Origin of the sequence: Streptomyces sp. NBC_00019 (genome assembly GCF_045041015.1) — a bacterium.
Lineage (GTDB): Bacteria > Actinomycetota > Actinomycetes > Streptomycetales > Streptomycetaceae > Streptomyces.
Genome location: NZ_CP108302.1, coordinates 3,043,993 through 3,059,327 on the forward strand (window position 1 = coordinate 3,043,993; position 15,335 = coordinate 3,059,327).

Sequence of the window (15,335 nt, forward strand, 5' to 3'; positions counted from 1 at the left end):
CCGGTCCCAGGTCCACCCGTTCGAGTGACCCGTACGAAATGTCCCGCCTGCCTACGGGATGTCACGCCTGCTTGCGCACGCCCTTCGCCAGCTCACCGGCGAGCTCACGGACGGCCTCGACCCCCGCCTTGTCGTCCGGCGCGTCCAGCATCCGCTTCACGAAGGCCGAACCGACGATCACGCCGTCCGCGAAGCCGGCCACCTCGGCGGCCTGCGCGGCGTCGGAGACCCCGAGCCCGACACAGACGGCCAGGCCGCTGCCGGTGGCACGGGTGCGCTCGACCAGCTCCTGCGCCTGTGCGCCCACCGACGCACGGGTGCCGGTGACGCCCATGAGCGAGGCCGCGTACACGAACCCGCTGCCCGCCGCGGTGATCTCGGCGAGCCGCGCGTCCTTGCTGCTGGGCGCGACCACGAAGACCGTGGCCAGCCCGTGCTTCTCCGCGTGCTCCCTCCACAGCGCCGACTCCTGCACGGGCAGGTCGGGCAGGATGCACCCGGCCCCGCCCGCCTCGGCGAGCTCGGCGGTGAAGCGCTCGACGCCGTAGCGGTCGATCGGGTTCCAGTACGTCATCACGAGCACCGGCTTCCCGGTCGCCTCGTACGCCTCGCGCACCGTCCGCATGACGTCGGCGATCTTGACGCCGCCGCGCAGGGCGATGTCGTCGGCGGTCTGGATGACCGGGCCGTCGAGGACGGGGTCACTGTGCGGCAGACCCACCTCGACGACATCGGCACCGCCGTCGAAGACGGCCTTGATCGCCTCGATGCCGCCGTCCACGGTCGGGAACCCGGCCGGGAGGTAGGCGATGAGCGCGGAGCGGCCCTCGGCCTTGGCGCCGGCGAGGGTGTCCGTCAACAGCTGGATGTTCCCGCTCACTTGGCGTCCCCCTCGATCTCGGCGAGGTCGGCGGCGTCGGCCGCGACCTCGGCGTCGGTGTCGTACAGGCCGAAGTAGCGCGCGGCCGTGTCCATGTCCTTGTCGCCCCGCCCGGACAGGTTGACGATGATCAGCCCGTCCTTGCCCAGCTCCTTGCCGACCTCCAGCGCACCGGCCAGCGCGTGGGCGCTCTCGATGGCCGGGATGATGCCCTCGGTGCGCGACAGCAGGCGCAGGGCCTGCATGGCCGCGTCGTCGGTGACCGCGCGGTACTCGCCGCGGCCGCTGTCCTTGAGGTAGGAGTGCTCGGGGCCGATGCCCGGGTAGTCCAGACCGGCCGAGATCGAGTACGGCTCGGTGATCTGGCCCTCCTCGTCCTGCAGGACGTAGGAGCGCGAACCGTGCAGGATGCCGGGCTCGCCCGCGGTCAGGGTCGCCGCGTGCTCGCCGGTCTCCACACCGTGCCCGGCGGGCTCGCAGCCGATGAGGCGTACGTCCGCGTCCGGGATGAAGGCGTGGAAGAGACCGATGGCGTTGGAGCCGCCGCCGACACAGGCGACGGCCGCGTCGGGGAGGCGGCCGGCCCGCTCCAGGATCTGCCGGCGGGCCTCGACACCGATGACACGGTGGAAGTCACGGACCATGGCCGGGAAGGGGTGCGGTCCCGCGACCGTGCCGAAGAGGTAGTGCGTGCGGTCGACATTGGCGACCCAGTCGCGGAACGCCTCGTTGATCGCGTCCTTGAGGGTGCGCGACCCCGACTTCACGGCGATGACCTCGGCGCCGAGCATGCGCATCCGGGCCACGTTGAGGGCCTGGCGCTGGGTGTCGATCTCACCCATGTAGATCGTGCACTCGAGGCCGAACAGCGCGCAGGCCGTCGCCGTCGCCACACCGTGCTGACCGGCGCCGGTCTCGGCGATGACACGGGTCTTGCCCATGCGCTTGGTGAGCAGGGCCTGGCCGAGCACGTTGTTGATCTTGTGCGAGCCGGTGTGGTTGAGGTCTTCCCGCTTCAGGAAGATCCGTGCGCCCCCCGCGTGTTCCGCGAAGCGGGGTACCTCGGTGAGGGAGCTGGGGCGGCCCGTGTAGTTGAGCAGCAGGTCGTCGAGCTCGCGGGCGAACTCGGGGTCGTGCTTGGCCTTGTCGTACTCGACGGCGACCTCGTCCACGGCGGCGACGAGGGCCTCCGGGATGAACTTGCCGCCGAACGCGCCGAAGTAGCCCTCGGCGCTGGGGATTTGACCCTCGGGGTCGGGGATGAAGAACTCGCTGGGCATGAGTGAACCTCACGGTGAGTGGTGTGTGAACAGCACTAATCGCCGTGGGGGCGGGGTTTGTTCGACGGCGAAAGGCCGTCCGTGGCTTGTCGCGCAGTTCCCCGCGCCCCTATAGGGCGCGCTGCCATCGACGGCCGTTTACCTGCCCAGGTTCGTCTCCGATGACGTAGCGCACACGCCTGCCGTGCACCCGGCGTGCGGGCGCGCGGCAGCCACGAGGGCGGCAGCCGCGCGCGAGGCGGGCGTACCTGTCCGTGGGTGTCATGGTGAGCGTCATCGGGGCAAGCCTATCTAAAGATCAACTGCGCCCGTGCCGCAGGGCCGGGTGCTCGCCCGCCGCGACCAGGTCGGAGACCGCGGACTTCGGGTCCTTGCCGGTGACCAGGGACTCGCCGACCAGGACCGCGTCGGCGCCGGCGTTGGCGTAGGCGATGAGGTCGTGGGGGCCGCGGACGCCGGACTCGGCGATCTTGACGATGTGGTCCGGGATCTCGGGGGCGACGCGCTCGAAGGTGCCGCGGTCGACCTCGAGGGTCTTGAGGTTGCGGGCGTTGACGCCGATGACCTTGGCGCCGGCGTCCACCGCGCGCTCGACCTCGTCCTCGTCGTGGACCTCGACGATCGGGGTGAGTCCGATGGACACCGCGCGCTCGATGAGGGATTCCAGGGCGGGCTGGTCGAGGGCCGCCACGATCAGCAGGGCGAGGTCGGCGCCGTACGCGCGGGCCTCCCACAGCTGGTACGACGTGACGATGAAGTCCTTGCGCAGGACCGGGATGTCCACACGCGCGCGGACGGCTTCCAGGTCGGCCAGCGAGCCGCCGAAGCGGCGCTGTTCTGTGAGGACGGAGATGACGGCCGCGCCGCCCGCCTCGTAGTCCGCGGCGAGCCCGGCCGGGTCGGCGATCGCGGCCAGCGCGCCCTTGGAGGGGCTGGAGCGCTTGACCTCGCAGATGACCTTGACGCCGTCGCCGCGCAGTGCGGCCACGCCGTCCTTGGCCGCGGGAGCCTTCGCCGCGCGCTCCTTGAGCTCGTCGAGGCTGACGCGCGCCTGCCGCTCCGCGAGGTCGGCACGGACTCCGTCGATGATCTCGTCGAGCACACTCACGCGAGCGGCCCCCTTCCAGACGGTTGACAGTTCCAGCGACCAGAGAAAAGAGGTGGTCACTGCGATGGTATCCGGAGGAAGGCGTAGGCCTCGCATCCGGTTGACGCCGGTCCCACTACCTGGACGTTCGCCAATTGATCAAGGGTGCAGCCAGCCACCGAACGGTAGGTTCCGGACAACCGTGAAGACCAGCAGCGATGCGCCGACGGCCCAGAGGTGCACGGGCCCGAGATCGAGCCGCAGCGGTCGACCGCGCGCGGCACGGACCACCCAGACGGTCCACAGCACGGCGAAGCCCAGATAGCCGAGCACGGCGGGCGCGTTGGCCTGGAGCGCGGTCAGGAAGTCCCCGTGGATGAACGCGTGCGCGCTGCGCAGTCCCCCGCAGCCGGGGCAGTACAGGCCCGTGTAGCGCAGGAGGGGACAGACGGGGTAGTGGCCCGGCTCATTGGGGTCCACGGCGGCGACGTACGCGAAAGCGCCCGCGACGGCCGCGAGGACCCCCGCGGGCACGGCCAGCCGTCCCGCCCTCGCCGCGTACGGCGTCACCCTGTGGCTGTCGGCGTTCACGCCTTGCATTGTGCCTCGCCCGGGCCCGGACACGCGTGAGGGGCGGCACGGGGCCGCCCCTCAGGAAGTCGTACGTGACTGCCGTACAGCGATCAGCTCTCGGTCTGCGCCGAGGTCACGAGCGCCTTGTGCGCATCCTTCGGCATGCCCAGACCCATGGCGCTCATGATCCAGCCGATGATGCCGCCGGCGACCACGATCACCATGCCCGCCCAGAATCCCAGCGGCTCGGCCAGCACCATGAAGGCGCCCGCGACGCAGAAACCGATGAAGGCGATAGTGACACCGGTCCAGGCGGCCGGGGTGTGACCGTGGCTGCTGCCCGCCATGACTTGCTCCTCGTTGCTGTAAACGTGTCTGAGCCGGACGCTCAGGATCCATTGTTCCGCACGCACGCGTGCAGAGTGATCGGGGGTGGTCCAACCAACCTAAGGGGCGCGGGGAACCGCGCGACCAGCCCCCACCGGCGCGCAGCCGAAAATCAATCCCCGCTACGCCCCTGTGGGGTCTTCCCCTCGGTCCAGGGCCTTCCACATCTCCTCGGGCCGGTCGGGGTCGGCCGCCTTCGGCCTGCGGACGGGACGCGGCGCACCGTTCCGCTCGTACCGACCGGACATCGCGGGCCACAGCCGCCCGTACCGCAGCGCGAGCAACCCGGCCAGCAGGATCAACGCCCCGCCGGCAGCGGCGACGTACGGCCAGGCGGTATGGCTCAGCGCGGCGACGGTCGCGGACGCGTCGCCGGACGCCTTCGCGGCCTGCTCGTCGAGCGCGGACGCGTCGTTGACACCGAGCAGCGCCGCCGCGACGATCCCGGCGCCGGAGAGCGCGAGCAGCGCGGCGACCGCGAAACGGCCGGCCTTACGGACGGCGAAGACGGCGACGAGCGCGGCGAGGCCCACTATGGCGAGGGCCGCGGGCACGCCCGTGACGTCGCTGCCTTTGGCGGTCAGCGGGAAGTCGCCGCCGGCCACGGTCGCGGTGCCCTCCGACCACTGCTGACGGGTCGCGAGCAGCGCCACGGCCGCGCCGAGCGCGCCGGAGAGTAGGGCTACGGCGAGGCTGAGCCGTCCGGCCCTGGCGGGTCCGGCGGCTTCGGAACGGGGGGGAGGAACAACAGTCACGTAGTCCACTATCGCCCGAACCCCAGGCGAAGCGTCACCCGGGGTTCGTATGAGAAGCGCCCTATTGCCCGAGTCGGTTCGCCGTGTGCACCGCGCGGAGCACCGCGGCCGCCTTGTTCCGGCACTCCTGGTCCTCGGCGACCGGGTCGGAGTCGGCGACGATGCCGGCGCCGGCCTGGACGTAGGCCGTGCCGTCGCGGAGGAGGGCCGTGCGGATGGCGATGGCCGTGTCGGAGTCGCCCGCGAAGTCGAGGTAGCCGACGCAGCCGCCGTACAGCCCGCGCCGGGACGGTTCGAGTTCGTCGATGATCTGCATCGCGCGCGGCTTGGGGGCGCCGGAGAGGGTGCCCGCCGGGAAGCATGCCGTCAGGACGTCGAACGCGGTGCGGCCCTGGGCGACCTTGCCGGTCACCGTCGAGACGATGTGCATCACGTGCGAGTACCGCTCGATGGACATGAAGTCCACGACCTCCACGGAGCCCGGCTCGCAGACGCGCCCCAGGTCGTTGCGGCCCAGGTCGACGAGCATCAGGTGCTCGGCGCGCTCCTTGGGGTCGGCGAGCAGTTCGTCGGCGAGAGCCTGGTCCTCCTGCGGGGTGGCCCCGCGCCACCGGGTGCCGGCGATGGGGTGGACCATGGCCCGCCCGTCCTCGACCTTCACCAGGGCTTCGGGGGAGGAGCCGACGACGTCGAAGCCGTCGAAGCGGAAGAGGTACATGTACGGGGAGGGGTTGGTGGCCCTCAGGACCCGGTACACGTCCAGCGCGCTTGCCGTGCACGGCGTTTCGAAGCGCTGCGAGGGGACGACCTGGAAGGCCTCGCCCGCGCGGATGCGCTCCTTGATGTCCTCGACGGCCTCGCGGAAGTCCGCGCCGCCCCACAGCGCGGTGTACTCGGGGACCTCGGAGGGCGGGAGGACGGCGGGTGGCTGGGACACCGCGCGGGACAGGTCCGCCTGCATGGCGTCGAGGCGGGCCACCGCGTCCGCGTAGGCCTCGTCGACGCCCGTGTCGAGGTCGTTGTGGTTGATCGCGTTGGCGATCAGCAGGACCGAGCCCTCCCAGTGGTCCATCACCGCGAGGTCGCTGGTGAGGAGCATGGTCAGCTCGGGCAGCTGGAGGTCGTCGCGCTCGCCGGGGCCGATCTTCTCCAGGCGGCGCACGATGTCGTAGCCGAGGTAGCCGACCATGCCGCCGGTGAAGGGCGGCATGCCCTCCTGGTGGGGGGTGTGCAGGGCCTCGATGGTGGCGCGCAGGGCGGCGAGGGGGTCGCCGTCGACGGGGACGCCGACGGGCGGGGCCCCGAGCCAGTGGGCCTGGCCGTCCCTCGACGTGAGGGTCGCGGCGGAACGCACGCCCACGAACGAGTAGCGGGACCAGGAGCGGCCGTTCTCCGCGGACTCCAGCAGGAAGGTGCCGGGGCGCTCGGCGGCGAGCTTGCGGTAGAGGGCGACCGGGGTGTCGCCGTCGGCGAGGAGCTTGCGCGTGACCGGGATGACACGCCGGTCGGTGGCGAGCTTGCGGAAGGTCTCGAGGTCCATGGCGGCTGACCTTACTGATCCGAGGCGGACACGCCGGAATCGGCGTCCTTGAGCAGCACGTCGACGTCGAAGCAGGTGCGCGCGCCGGTGTGACAGGCGGCGCCGACCTGGTCGACCTTGACCAGCACGGTGTCGGCGTCGCAGTCGAGCGCGACCGACTTGACCCACTGGAAGTGGCCGGAGGTGTCGCCCTTGACCCAGTACTCCTGGCGGCTGCGCGACCAGTACGTGCAGCGGCCGGTGGTCAGCGTGCGGTGCAGCGCCTCGTCGTCCATCCAGCCGAGCATCAGCACCTCACCGGTGTCGTACTGCTGGGCGATGGCGGGGACGAGCCCGTCGGCGGCGCGCTTGAGGCGGGCGGCGATCTCGGGGTCGAGGGTGTTGCTGGGCTGGGGCGTGCTGGTCATGGTTGCCATTGTGCCGCGCGCCACTGACACGGCTGGCGTGGTGTCCACTGTGCGGACCCGACGTGCGGTCGTAGGCTGACGGCATGTCGACTTTCGCCAAGCGTGAACGACTTCTGCTCGCCGATCTTCTGGAGACCGCCGGTCCCGAGGCCCCGACCCTGTGCGAGGGCTGGCAGACCCGGGACCTGGCCGCGCACGTGACGGTGCGCGAGCGCCGCCCCGACGCCGCCGGGGGTCTGCTCATCAAGCAGCTCGCCTCCCGTCTGGACAAGGCGATGGAGGAGTTCACGGCCAAGCCGTACGAGGAACTGATCCAGCTGATCCGTACCGGCCCGCCGCGCTTCTCCCCCTTCTCCCTCAAGCAGATCGACGAGGCGTCCAACACGATCGAGTTCTACGTCCACACCGAGGACGTCCGCCGCGCCCAGCCCGACTGGACTCCACGCGAACTCGACCCGGTCTTCCAGGACGCCCTCTGGACCCGTCTGGAGCGCACCGCCCGCCTGATGGGCCGCAGCGCTCCCACGGGCCTCGTCCTGCGCCGCCCTGACGGCCAGACGGCGGTGGCCCACCGCGGTGCCCCGGTCGTGACGGTGACCGGCGAGCCCTCGGAGCTCCTGCTGTTCCTGTACGGCCGGCACAGCGCCGCGCACGTGGAGCTGGACGGTGACAAGGACGCGATCGCCAAGCTGCACGAGGCGAAGGAGCTGGGGATCTAGGAGCTACTTCGGGAGCTCGGCGCGGCGCAGATCCCTTACGCACAGGGCCACGACCCCGCCGAGCCCGCAGACCGCCGCGCTGACGACGAACACCGGGCCCGTCCCCCACGTTCCGATGGCCGCGGCGGACAGCGGCATGCTCAGCGGGGCGAAGCCCAGGCTCACCAGACTGGCCACGGCGGTGACCCGGCCCAGGTAGGCGGGGTCGGCCTGTGTCTGCAGCAGGGCCCCGCACATCGCGCCGCTGAGCCCGGCGAGCAGCCCGACCAGCAGGGCCGTGCCGACGGCGACGGCGATGCTCGGCGCCTGGGCGAGGGCCCCGATCGCGACCGAGCCCGCGATGATCGTGTACGCCGCCACCCGCCCCGCGTGCGGCAGCCGCCCTCGGACGGTCAGCAGCAGGGACGCGGCACCCGCGCCGACGCCGAACCCGGCGAGCATCCAGCCCATCCCCGCGGCGCCCCAGCCGCGCTCGTCGGCGAGGAGGGTCAGGCCGACGTTGAGGGGGCCGACGAAGCCGAGGTCGCCGAGCGCGATGGCCAGCATCAGCGGGGCGAGGACACGGTGGCCGCGGATGTAGCGCAGGCCGGCCGTCAGGTCGCTCCAGGCGGTGCCCTGGGCCCCGGGCGTCCCGTCGTCGGCGGGCACCTCCCGGATGCGTACGGAGACCAGCAGCGGCACGGACACGGCGATCAGCAGCCCCGCGAGGCCGAACGCCGCCGCCGAGCCGCCGACCGCCACGCCGAACCCGCCGAGCGGTCCGCCGACGGCACTCGCGAAGCGGATGCCCAGACCTCGCATGCCCTGCACGCGCGCGAGCTGGTCGCGTGACGTCACGCGCGCGGGGAGGGCGCCCACGGCCGGCACGAACACGGCGTCGACGGCGCCGAAGACCAGGGCGAGCACGGCCAGCGGCCACAGGCCCGGGCTGGTGAGGAACAGCAGAGCCGCCACTGCCAGCACCGCCGCGCAGCGCACCACGTCGCTCCCGATGACGACCCTGCGCGGCCCGAGCCGGTCGGCGATCACTCCCCCGCCCAGCATGAGGACCGCTCGCGGCAGCGCGCCGGCCGCCATCACGAGACCGGCCTGCGAGGGGCTTCCGGCCTGTACGGCGGCCCAGGACAGGGCGATGTAGTACACGCTGTCGCCGACCATCGAGGAGGTGTAGGCGGCGAGCCAGCGCAGAACGTTGCCGTCGCGGTGGGCGGGCCGGGGGGTGACGTCGGGCGCGGGTATGAGCGTGGCGGGCACGGAACCGGGTCCTCTCAGGCGCGGAACGGGAACGCGTACGTGTGCACCGCGACGTTCTCGCGGCCCTCGGTGTCGCCTGCGGCGTCGGCGGTCCGGCCCTGCTCGTCGTACTTGTGAAGCAGCGCGAGCATCTCCTTGTTCAGCTCGGCCAGTTCGTCCGCGGTGAGGCGGAGTGCGGCCTCGGAGGACTCGGCCGTCCGGTTCCACTCGTGGCTCCAGTGGGCGCGTTCGTCGAGCCAGCGGCGGTACATGTCCATGCGCTGCTCGGCGAAGAGCCTGCTGGCCGCGGTGTGCGCGGCCGCCCCCTCGGGGGCGTCGCGGAAGTCCTCGTCGCGGATGCTCACGCCGTCCGAGGCGGGCTGCCACCACCGCTCCCGGCCGTCCGCGCTCTGCGGCCGGGCCTCTTCGATCAGGCCGTGCTCGGCGAGCTTGCGCAGGTGGTAGCTGACCAGCGAGACGGCCTCGTCGACCGCCTCGGCCAGCTGCGAGGCGGTGGCGACACGGGCCAGGGTCAGATTCCGGTACAGCCTCATCCGCAACGGGTGCGCGAGCGCCTTGAGGGTGCCCACGTCCGTGATCCGCCGGTCCCGTTCCTTGCCTGTCATGCCTCCACCGTAGATACGAAAGAAAAGTTGCGCAATGATTTTTGCGCAATTTCTCTTTTGCATCTGCCCACAGGTAAGCCCCGACCACCAGGTGCCCGGGGCTTACGTCAACGCCTCACACACGTCACCGCACGGGGTGTCCGGCCTCCCGCAGCGCGTCCTTCACCTCGCCGATCCGCAGATCCCCGAAGTGGAAGACCGAAGCCGCCAGCACCGCGTCCGCCCCCGCCTCGATGGCCGGAGCGAAGTCGGCGAGCCTGCCCGCACCGCCGGAGGCGATCACCGGAACCGTCACGTGCTTGCGGACGGCGGCGATCATCTCCAGGTCGTAGCCGTCCTTCGTGCCGTCCGCGTCCATCGAGTTGAGCAGGATCTCGCCCGCGCCCAGCTCGGCGGCCCGGTGCGCCCACTCGACGGCGTCGATACCGGTGCCCTTGCGGCCGCCGTGGGTGGTGACCTCGAAGGTGCCCTCGGGAGTGCGCCGCGCGTCCACCGACAGCACCAGGACCTGGCGCCCGAACCGCTCCGCGATCTCCTTGATCAGCTCGGGGCGCACGATGGCGGCCGTGTTCACGCCCACCTTGTCCGCGCCCGCCCGCAGCAGCTTGTCCACGTCCTCGGCGGTGCGCACACCGCCGCCGACGGTCAGCGGGATGAAGACCTGCTCGGCGGTGCGGCGCACCACGTCGTACGTGGTCTCGCGGTTGCCCGACGAGGCGGTGATGTCCAGGAACGTCAGCTCGTCGGCGCCCTCGGCGTCGTACACCTTGGCCATCTCGACGGGGTCGCCCGCGTCGCGCAGGTTCTGGAAGTTGACGCCCTTGACGACCCGGCCGTTGTCCACGTCCAGGCAGGGGATGACTCGTACGGCGAGGGTCATACGGACACTCCGGGTTCTCCGCCGGGGCGGAATGCCTCCACCTCGACCTCGACGACCAGGCTGGGGTCCACGAAGCCGGAGACGATGATCATGGATGCGGCGGGCCGGACGGCGTCGAACAGCTCCTTGTGAGCGCGTCCGACCTCGTCCACGTCCCGGCCATGGGTGAGGTACATGCGCGTACGCACGACGTCCGCCGGGCCGAGTCCCAGCTGCTCCAGCGCCGCGAACGCGACGTTGAAGGAGTTGACCGTCTGCTCGTACGGACCGCCCCCGGCGATCTGACCGTCCACGATCGACGTGCAGCCGGAGACCAGCACCAGACCGTTGGGCAGCTCCACCGCGCGGGAGTACCCGAAGGCCTCCTCCCAGGGCGCGCCGGTCGAGACGCGTCGCAGATCGCTCACTCGGCCACCGCCTCCAGGGCCTCTTCCAGCGTGAACGCCTTCGCGTACAGGGCCTTGCCGACGATGGAGCCCTCGACACCGAGGGGTACCAGCTCGGCGATGGCCCGCAGGTCGTCCAGCGACGACACCCCGCCGGAGGCCACGACCGGCCGGTCCGTGGCCGCGCAGACGCTGCGGAGCAGCTCCAGGTTCGGGCCCTGCAGCGTGCCGTCCTTCGCGATGTCCGTGACGACGTACCGCGCGCAGCCCTCCTTGTCGAGGCGCTCCAGCGTCTCGTAGAGGTCGCCGCCGTCGCGGGTCCAGCCGCGGCCCTTGAGGGTCGTACCGCGTACGTCCAGGCCGACCGCGATCTGGTCGCCGTGCTCGGCGATGATCTTGGCGACCCACTCGGGGGTCTCCAGCGCGGCGGTGCCGAGGTTCACTCGGGTGCAGCCGGTGGCGAGGGCCGCCGCGAGGGAGGCGTCGTCGCGGATGCCGCCGGACAGCTCCACCTTGATGTCCATCGCCTCGGTGACCTGGCGGACCAGGTCCCGATTGTCGCCGGTGCCGAACGCGGCGTCCAGGTCGACGAGGTGCAGCCACTCGGCGCCCGCCCGCTGCCAGGCGAGGGCGGCCTCCAGCGGCGAGCCGTACGAGGTCTCCGTGCCGGACTCGCCGTGCACGAGGCGGACGGCCTGGCCGTCACGGACGTCGACGGCGGGCAGGAGTTCGAGCCGTGAGGGGTTCGAGGGCATCAGAGGGTTCCGATCCAGTTGTTCAGCAGCTGCGCACCGGCGTCGCCGGACTTCTCGGGGTGGAACTGCGTGGCCCACAGGGCACCGTTCTCCACGGCGGCCACGAAGGGCTTGCCGTGCGTGGACCAGGTCACGAGCGGTGCCCGCATCGCCGGGTTCGAGGTCTCCAGGGTCCAGTCGTGGACGGCGTAGGAGTGCACGAAGTAGAAGCGGGCGTCCGCGTCCAGGCCGGCGAACAGCTGGGTGCCGGCCGGCGCGTCCACGGTGTTCCAGCCCATGTGGGGCACGATGTCGGCCTGCAGCGGCTCGACCGAGCCGGGCCACTCGTCGACGCCCTCGGTCTCCACGCCGTGCTCGATGCCGCGCGCGAAGAGGATCTGCATGCCGACGCAGATGCCCATGACCGGGCGCCCGCCGGAGAGCCGGCGGTCGATGATCCAGTCGCCGCGCGCTTCCTTGAGGCCCTTCATGCAGCTGGCGAAGGCGCCGACGCCGGGCACCAGCAGGCCGTCGGCGTTCATGGCCTTGTCGTAGTCACGCGTTATCTCGACCTCGGCCCCGGTGCGTGCGAGGGCCCGTTCGGCGGAACGGACGTTGCCGAAGCCGTAGTCGAAGACGACTACCTTCTTGGCGGACGCGCTCAATTCCACACCTCCAGCCTCATGACGCCCGCGACGAGACACATCGCGGCGCCGATGGAGAGCAGCACGATGAGCTGCTTCGGCATCCCCTGCTTGACGAAGGAGTAGATCCCGCCGGCCAGGAAGAGGCCGACGACGATCAGGACGGTCGACAGCCCGTTCACAGCGCGCCCTTCGTGGACGGGAGGATGCCGGCCGCGCGCGGGTCGCGCTCGGAGGCGTAGCGCAGGGCCCGGGCCAGCGCCTTGAACTGGCACTCCACGATGTGGTGCGCGTTGCGACCGTACGGCACGTGCACGTGCAGCGCGATCTGGGCCTGGGCGACGAAGGACTCCAGGATGTGCCGGGTCATCGTGGTGTCGTACTCGCCGATCATCGGCGCCATCTTCTCGGGCTCGGTGTGCACGAGGTAGGGGCGGCCGGAGAGGTCGACGGTGACCTGGGCGAGGGACTCGTCCAGCGGAACCGTGCAGTTGCCGAAGCGGTAGATGCCGACCTTGTCGCCGAGCGCCTGCTTGAAGGCGGCGCCGAGGGCGAGGGCGCTGTCCTCGATGGTGTGGTGCGAGTCGATGTGCAGATCGCCCTCGGTCTTCACGGTCAGGTCGAACAGACCGTGGCGGCCGAGCTGGTCGAGCATGTGGTCGTAGAAACCGACACCCGTCGACACATCGACCTTGCCGGACCCGTCGAGGTCGATCTCGACGAGGACCGAGGTCTCCTTCGTCACCCGCTCTACGCGGCCTACGCGGCTCATGCGCTCTGCTCCTTCTTCAGTTCACGGACCGCGTCGAGGAACGCGTCGTTCTCTTCGGGGGTTCCGGCGGTGACCCGCAGCCAGCCCGGTACTCCGTTGTCCCGGACCAGGACACCCCGGTCGAGGATCTTCTGCCACACGGTGTGGGAGTCGTCGAACCGCCCGAACTGCACGAAGTTGGCGTCCGACGCCGTGACCTCGTACCCGATCGCCAGCAGCTCGGTGACCAGCCGGTCCCGCTCCGACTTCAGCTGCTCGACGTACTTCAGCAGCGTGCCGGTGTGTTCCAGGGCGGCCAGGGCGGTCGCCTGGGTGATCGCCGACAGGTGGTAGGGCAGTCGTACGAGCTGTACGGCGTCGACGACCGCCGGGTGCGCGGCGAGGTAGCCGAGGCGCAGGCCGGCCGCGCCGAAGGCCTTCGACATCGTCCGGGAGACGACGAGATTCGGCCGACCTTCGATCAGCGGCAGCAGCGAGGCGCCGTGGCTGAACTCGATGTACGCCTCGTCCACCACGACCAGCGACGGCTTGGCGGCCTGCGCGGCCTCGTACAGCGCGAGGACCGTCTCGGCCGGGACCGCGGTGCCGGTGGGGTTGTTGGGCGTGGTGATGAAGACGACGTCCGGCCGGTTCTCGGCGATCGCCTGCTCGGCGGCGGCGAGGTCGATCGTGAAGTCCTCGTTGCGCGGACCGGAGATCCAGCCGGTGCCGGTGCCGCGCGAGATCAGCCCGTGCATCGAGTACGACGGCTCGAAGCCGATCGCCGTTCGGCCCGGTCCGCCGAAGGTCTGCAGCAGCTGCTGGATGACCTCGTTGGAGCCGTTGGCGGCCCAGACGTTGGCCAGGCCCACCTCGTGACCGGACGTGTCCGTCAGGTACTTGGCGAGCTGCGTGCGCAGTTCCACGGCGTCCCGGTCCGGGTAGCGGTTGAGGTTCCGGGCCGCCTCGCGCACCCGCTCGACGATGCGCTCGACCAGCGGCTCGGGCAGGGGGTAGGGGTTCTCGTTGGTGTTCAGTCGTACGGGGACGTCCAACTGGGGCGCGCCGTAAGGGGACTTGCCGCGCAGCTCGTCCCGTACGGGGAGATCGTCGATGCCAGTCACTTGCCTTCAGGAACCTTCCACCCGAACCGAGCCTTGATCGCCGCGCCGTGCGCGGGCAGATCCTCCGCCTCCGCCAGCGTCACCACGTGATGCGCCACGTCGGCCAGCGCGTCCTTCGAGTAGTCGACGATGTGGATGCCCCGGAGGAAGGACTGCACCGACAGCCCGGAGGAGTGGCAGGCGCAGCCGCCGGTGGGCAGGACGTGGTTGGATCCGGCGGCGTAGTCGCCGAGGGACACGGGAGCCCAGGGGCCGATGAAGATCGCACCGGCGTTGCGGACCCGCTCGGCGACCGCGGTGGCCTCGGCCGTCTGGATCTCCAGGTGCTCGGCGCCGTAGGCGTTGACGACCCGCAGCCCCTCGTCGATGCCGTCGACGAGGACGATCGCGGACTGCCGGCCCTTGAGGGCGGGGACGATCCGGTCGTCGATGTGCTTGCTGGCCGCGACCTGCGGCTCCAGTTCCTTCTCGACCGCGTCCGCGAGCGCGACGGAGTCGGTGACCAGGACGGCCGCCGCGAGCGGATCGTGCTCGGCCTGGCTGATCAGGTCGGAGGCGACGTGCACCGGGTCGGCGGTGTCGTCCGCGAGGATCGCGATCTCGGTCGGCCCGGCCTCGGCGTCGATACCGATCCTGCCGGTGAAGTAGCGCTTGGCCGCGGCGACCCAGATGTTGCCGGGGCCGGTGACCATGGTGGTGGGCGCGCAGGACTCGGTGCCGTAGGCGAACATCGCGACGGCGGTCGCGCCACCGGCGGCGTACACCTCGTCGACGCCGAGCAGCGCGCACGCGGCGAGGATCGTGGGGTGCGGGAGGCCGCCGAAGTCGGCCTGCGCCGGGGAGGCGAGGGCGAGGGACTCGACGCCGGCCTCCTGGGCCGGGACGACGTTCATGATCACGGAGGACGGGTAGACGGCCCGTCCGCCGGGCGCGTACAGCCCGACCCGGTCGACCGGCACCCACTTCTCGGTGACGGAACCGCCGGGCACGACCTGGGTCGCGTGGGTGCTGCGACGCTGCTCGCGGTGGACGAGACGGGCGCGGCGGATGGACTCCTCGAGGGCCGCGCGCACGGCCGGGTCGAGGGATTCCAGCGCGTCGCTGATGGCCTGGGCCGGGACCCGTACGGATTCCAGCCGCACTCCGTCGAACCTCTCGGCGAAGTCGATCAGCGCCGCGTCGCCCCGATGATGCACGGCCTCGCAGATCGGACGCACCTTCTCGAGGGCGGCCTGAACGTCGAAGTCGGCTCGGGGCAGCAGGTCGCGCAGGGCGGGACCCTCGGGGAGGGCGTCGCCGCGCAGATCGATTCGGGAGATCACGGGGTCA

At 71.2% G+C, this 15,335-nt stretch carries 20 protein-coding genes; 1 reads left to right on the forward strand and 19 read right to left on the reverse strand.

Going from position 1 to position 15,335, the window contains the following annotated elements; translation table 11 throughout:
* Positions 1 to 61: 61 nt before the first annotated feature.
* The 9 genes from trpA to hisI form a co-directional block, all read right to left on the reverse strand.
* A complete protein-coding gene (trpA, locus tag OHU89_RS14560; protein WP_405642977.1) occupies positions 62 to 880 on the reverse strand; it encodes a tryptophan synthase subunit alpha in 819 nt (272 codons plus the stop codon).
* Positions 877 to 2,160 (reverse strand): tryptophan synthase subunit beta, encoded by a 1,284-nt coding sequence (gene trpB / locus OHU89_RS14565; RefSeq protein ID WP_266893705.1) that lies wholly within the window; start codon positions 2,158 to 2,160, stop codon positions 877 to 879. The genes trpA and trpB overlap by 4 nt, the downstream gene beginning before the upstream one ends.
* A gap of 109 nt (positions 2,161 to 2,269) precedes the next feature.
* Positions 2,270 to 2,437, reverse strand: a complete 168-nt coding sequence (trpM, locus tag OHU89_RS14570; RefSeq protein ID WP_405642979.1) for a tryptophan biosynthesis modulator TrpM — start codon at positions 2,435 to 2,437, stop codon at positions 2,270 to 2,272.
* A 21-nt stretch (positions 2,438 to 2,458) separates the two neighbouring features.
* Complete coding sequence (gene trpC / locus OHU89_RS14575; protein WP_266828420.1) at positions 2,459 to 3,268, reverse strand: indole-3-glycerol phosphate synthase TrpC; 810 nt, start codon at positions 3,266 to 3,268, stop codon at positions 2,459 to 2,461.
* Positions 3,269 to 3,406: 138 nt separating this feature from the next.
* Complete coding sequence (locus tag OHU89_RS14580) at positions 3,407 to 3,847, reverse strand: DUF2752 domain-containing protein (RefSeq protein ID WP_405642982.1); 441 nt, start codon at positions 3,845 to 3,847, stop codon at positions 3,407 to 3,409.
* A gap of 83 nt (positions 3,848 to 3,930) precedes the next feature.
* Entirely contained in the window at positions 3,931 to 4,167 is a 237-nt protein-coding gene (locus tag OHU89_RS14585; protein ID WP_046261892.1) for an HGxxPAAW family protein, read from the reverse strand.
* A gap of 162 nt (positions 4,168 to 4,329) precedes the next feature.
* Positions 4,330 to 4,971 carry a TIGR02234 family membrane protein gene (locus tag OHU89_RS14590; protein WP_405642984.1) on the reverse strand — a complete coding sequence of 214 codons (642 nt, stop codon included), beginning with the start codon at positions 4,969 to 4,971 and terminating at the stop codon, positions 4,330 to 4,332.
* A 52-nt stretch (positions 4,972 to 5,023) separates the two neighbouring features.
* Positions 5,024 to 6,502, reverse strand: a complete 1,479-nt coding sequence (locus OHU89_RS14595) for an anthranilate synthase component I (protein WP_405642985.1) — start codon at positions 6,500 to 6,502, stop codon at positions 5,024 to 5,026.
* An 11-nt stretch (positions 6,503 to 6,513) separates the two neighbouring features.
* On the reverse strand, positions 6,514 to 6,909 hold the full coding sequence (gene hisI, locus OHU89_RS14600) for a phosphoribosyl-AMP cyclohydrolase (protein ID WP_405642987.1): 396 nt from the start codon (positions 6,907 to 6,909) through the stop codon (positions 6,514 to 6,516).
* Positions 6,910 to 6,992: 83 nt separating this feature from the next.
* Between hisI and OHU89_RS14605 the strand changes: the two genes are divergently transcribed.
* Positions 6,993 to 7,628 carry a TIGR03085 family metal-binding protein gene (locus OHU89_RS14605; protein WP_266893694.1) on the forward strand — a complete coding sequence of 212 codons (636 nt, stop codon included), beginning with the start codon at positions 6,993 to 6,995 and terminating at the stop codon, positions 7,626 to 7,628.
* 3 nt (positions 7,629 to 7,631) lie between these two features.
* On the opposite strand, the gene OHU89_RS14610 is transcribed toward OHU89_RS14605, so the two are convergent.
* From OHU89_RS14610 to hisD, 10 genes are all read right to left on the reverse strand, one after another.
* Positions 7,632 to 8,882, reverse strand: a complete 1,251-nt coding sequence (locus OHU89_RS14610; protein WP_405642989.1) for an MFS transporter — start codon at positions 8,880 to 8,882, stop codon at positions 7,632 to 7,634.
* A gap of 14 nt (positions 8,883 to 8,896) precedes the next feature.
* Positions 8,897 to 9,487 (reverse strand): transcriptional regulator, encoded by a 591-nt coding sequence (locus tag OHU89_RS14615; RefSeq protein WP_266893690.1) that lies wholly within the window; start codon positions 9,485 to 9,487, stop codon positions 8,897 to 8,899.
* Between the two features lie 124 nt (positions 9,488 to 9,611).
* On the reverse strand, positions 9,612 to 10,367 hold the full coding sequence (hisF, locus tag OHU89_RS14620) for an imidazole glycerol phosphate synthase subunit HisF (RefSeq protein ID WP_405642991.1): 756 nt from the start codon (positions 10,365 to 10,367) through the stop codon (positions 9,612 to 9,614).
* A complete protein-coding gene (locus tag OHU89_RS14625; RefSeq protein WP_405642993.1) occupies positions 10,364 to 10,774 on the reverse strand; it encodes a RidA family protein in 411 nt (136 codons plus the stop codon). Before OHU89_RS14625 ends, hisF begins: the two co-directional genes overlap by 4 nt.
* Positions 10,771 to 11,508 carry a bifunctional 1-(5-phosphoribosyl)-5-((5-phosphoribosylamino)methylideneamino)imidazole-4-carboxamide isomerase/phosphoribosylanthranilate isomerase PriA gene (gene priA, locus OHU89_RS14630; protein WP_405642995.1) on the reverse strand — a complete coding sequence of 246 codons (738 nt, stop codon included), beginning with the start codon at positions 11,506 to 11,508 and terminating at the stop codon, positions 10,771 to 10,773. Before priA ends, OHU89_RS14625 begins: the two co-directional genes overlap by 4 nt.
* Entirely contained in the window at positions 11,508 to 12,158 is a 651-nt protein-coding gene (hisH, locus tag OHU89_RS14635; RefSeq protein WP_405642997.1) for an imidazole glycerol phosphate synthase subunit HisH, read from the reverse strand. The genes priA and hisH overlap by 1 nt, the downstream gene beginning before the upstream one ends.
* Positions 12,149 to 12,313, reverse strand: coding sequence for a hypothetical protein (locus OHU89_RS14640; protein WP_046261881.1), 165 nt, complete (start codon positions 12,311 to 12,313; stop codon positions 12,149 to 12,151). The genes hisH and OHU89_RS14640 overlap by 10 nt, the downstream gene beginning before the upstream one ends.
* The gene (gene hisB, locus OHU89_RS14645) at positions 12,310 to 12,903 is read right to left on the reverse strand and encodes an imidazoleglycerol-phosphate dehydratase HisB (RefSeq protein ID WP_046261880.1); all 594 of its coding nucleotides are present in this window, start codon (positions 12,901 to 12,903) and stop codon (positions 12,310 to 12,312) included. Before hisB ends, OHU89_RS14640 begins: the two co-directional genes overlap by 4 nt.
* Positions 12,900 to 14,006 carry a histidinol-phosphate transaminase gene (locus tag OHU89_RS14650; protein WP_405642998.1) on the reverse strand — a complete coding sequence of 369 codons (1,107 nt, stop codon included), beginning with the start codon at positions 14,004 to 14,006 and terminating at the stop codon, positions 12,900 to 12,902. The genes hisB and OHU89_RS14650 overlap by 4 nt, the downstream gene beginning before the upstream one ends.
* Positions 14,003 to 15,328: a histidinol dehydrogenase gene (gene hisD, locus OHU89_RS14655; protein ID WP_405643000.1), complete on the reverse strand. Its 1,326-nt coding sequence runs from the start codon at positions 15,326 to 15,328 to the stop codon at positions 14,003 to 14,005. Before hisD ends, OHU89_RS14650 begins: the two co-directional genes overlap by 4 nt.
* Positions 15,329 to 15,335 lie beyond the last annotated feature (7 nt).

Excerpts from the sequence above, each read along its gene's own strand:
- hisB (WP_046261880.1), bottom strand. The coding sequence starts at position 12,903 with ATGAGCCGCGTAGGCCGCGTAGAGCGGGTGACGAAGGAGACCTCGGTC.
- OHU89_RS14605 (WP_266893694.1), top strand. The coding sequence starts at position 6,993 with ATGTCGACTTTCGCCAAGCGTGAACGACTTCTGCTCGCCGATCTTCTG.
- OHU89_RS14585 (WP_046261892.1), bottom strand. The coding sequence starts at position 4,167 with ATGGCGGGCAGCAGCCACGGTCACACCCCGGCCGCCTGGACCGGTGTC.
- OHU89_RS14615 (WP_266893690.1), bottom strand. The coding sequence starts at position 9,487 with ATGACAGGCAAGGAACGGGACCGGCGGATCACGGACGTGGGCACCCTC.
- priA (WP_405642995.1), bottom strand. The coding sequence starts at position 11,508 with ATGCCCTCGAACCCCTCACGGCTCGAACTCCTGCCCGCCGTCGACGTC.
- hisF (WP_405642991.1), bottom strand. The coding sequence starts at position 10,367 with ATGACCCTCGCCGTACGAGTCATCCCCTGCCTGGACGTGGACAACGGC.
- trpB (WP_266893705.1), bottom strand. The coding sequence starts at position 2,160 with ATGCCCAGCGAGTTCTTCATCCCCGACCCCGAGGGTCAAATCCCCAGC.
- OHU89_RS14580 (WP_405642982.1), bottom strand. The coding sequence starts at position 3,847 with ATGCAAGGCGTGAACGCCGACAGCCACAGGGTGACGCCGTACGCGGCG.
- trpM (WP_405642979.1), bottom strand. The coding sequence starts at position 2,437 with ATGACGCTCACCATGACACCCACGGACAGGTACGCCCGCCTCGCGCGC.
- OHU89_RS14595 (WP_405642985.1), bottom strand. The coding sequence starts at position 6,502 with ATGGACCTCGAGACCTTCCGCAAGCTCGCCACCGACCGGCGTGTCATC.
- hisI (WP_405642987.1), bottom strand. The coding sequence starts at position 6,909 with ATGACCAGCACGCCCCAGCCCAGCAACACCCTCGACCCCGAGATCGCC.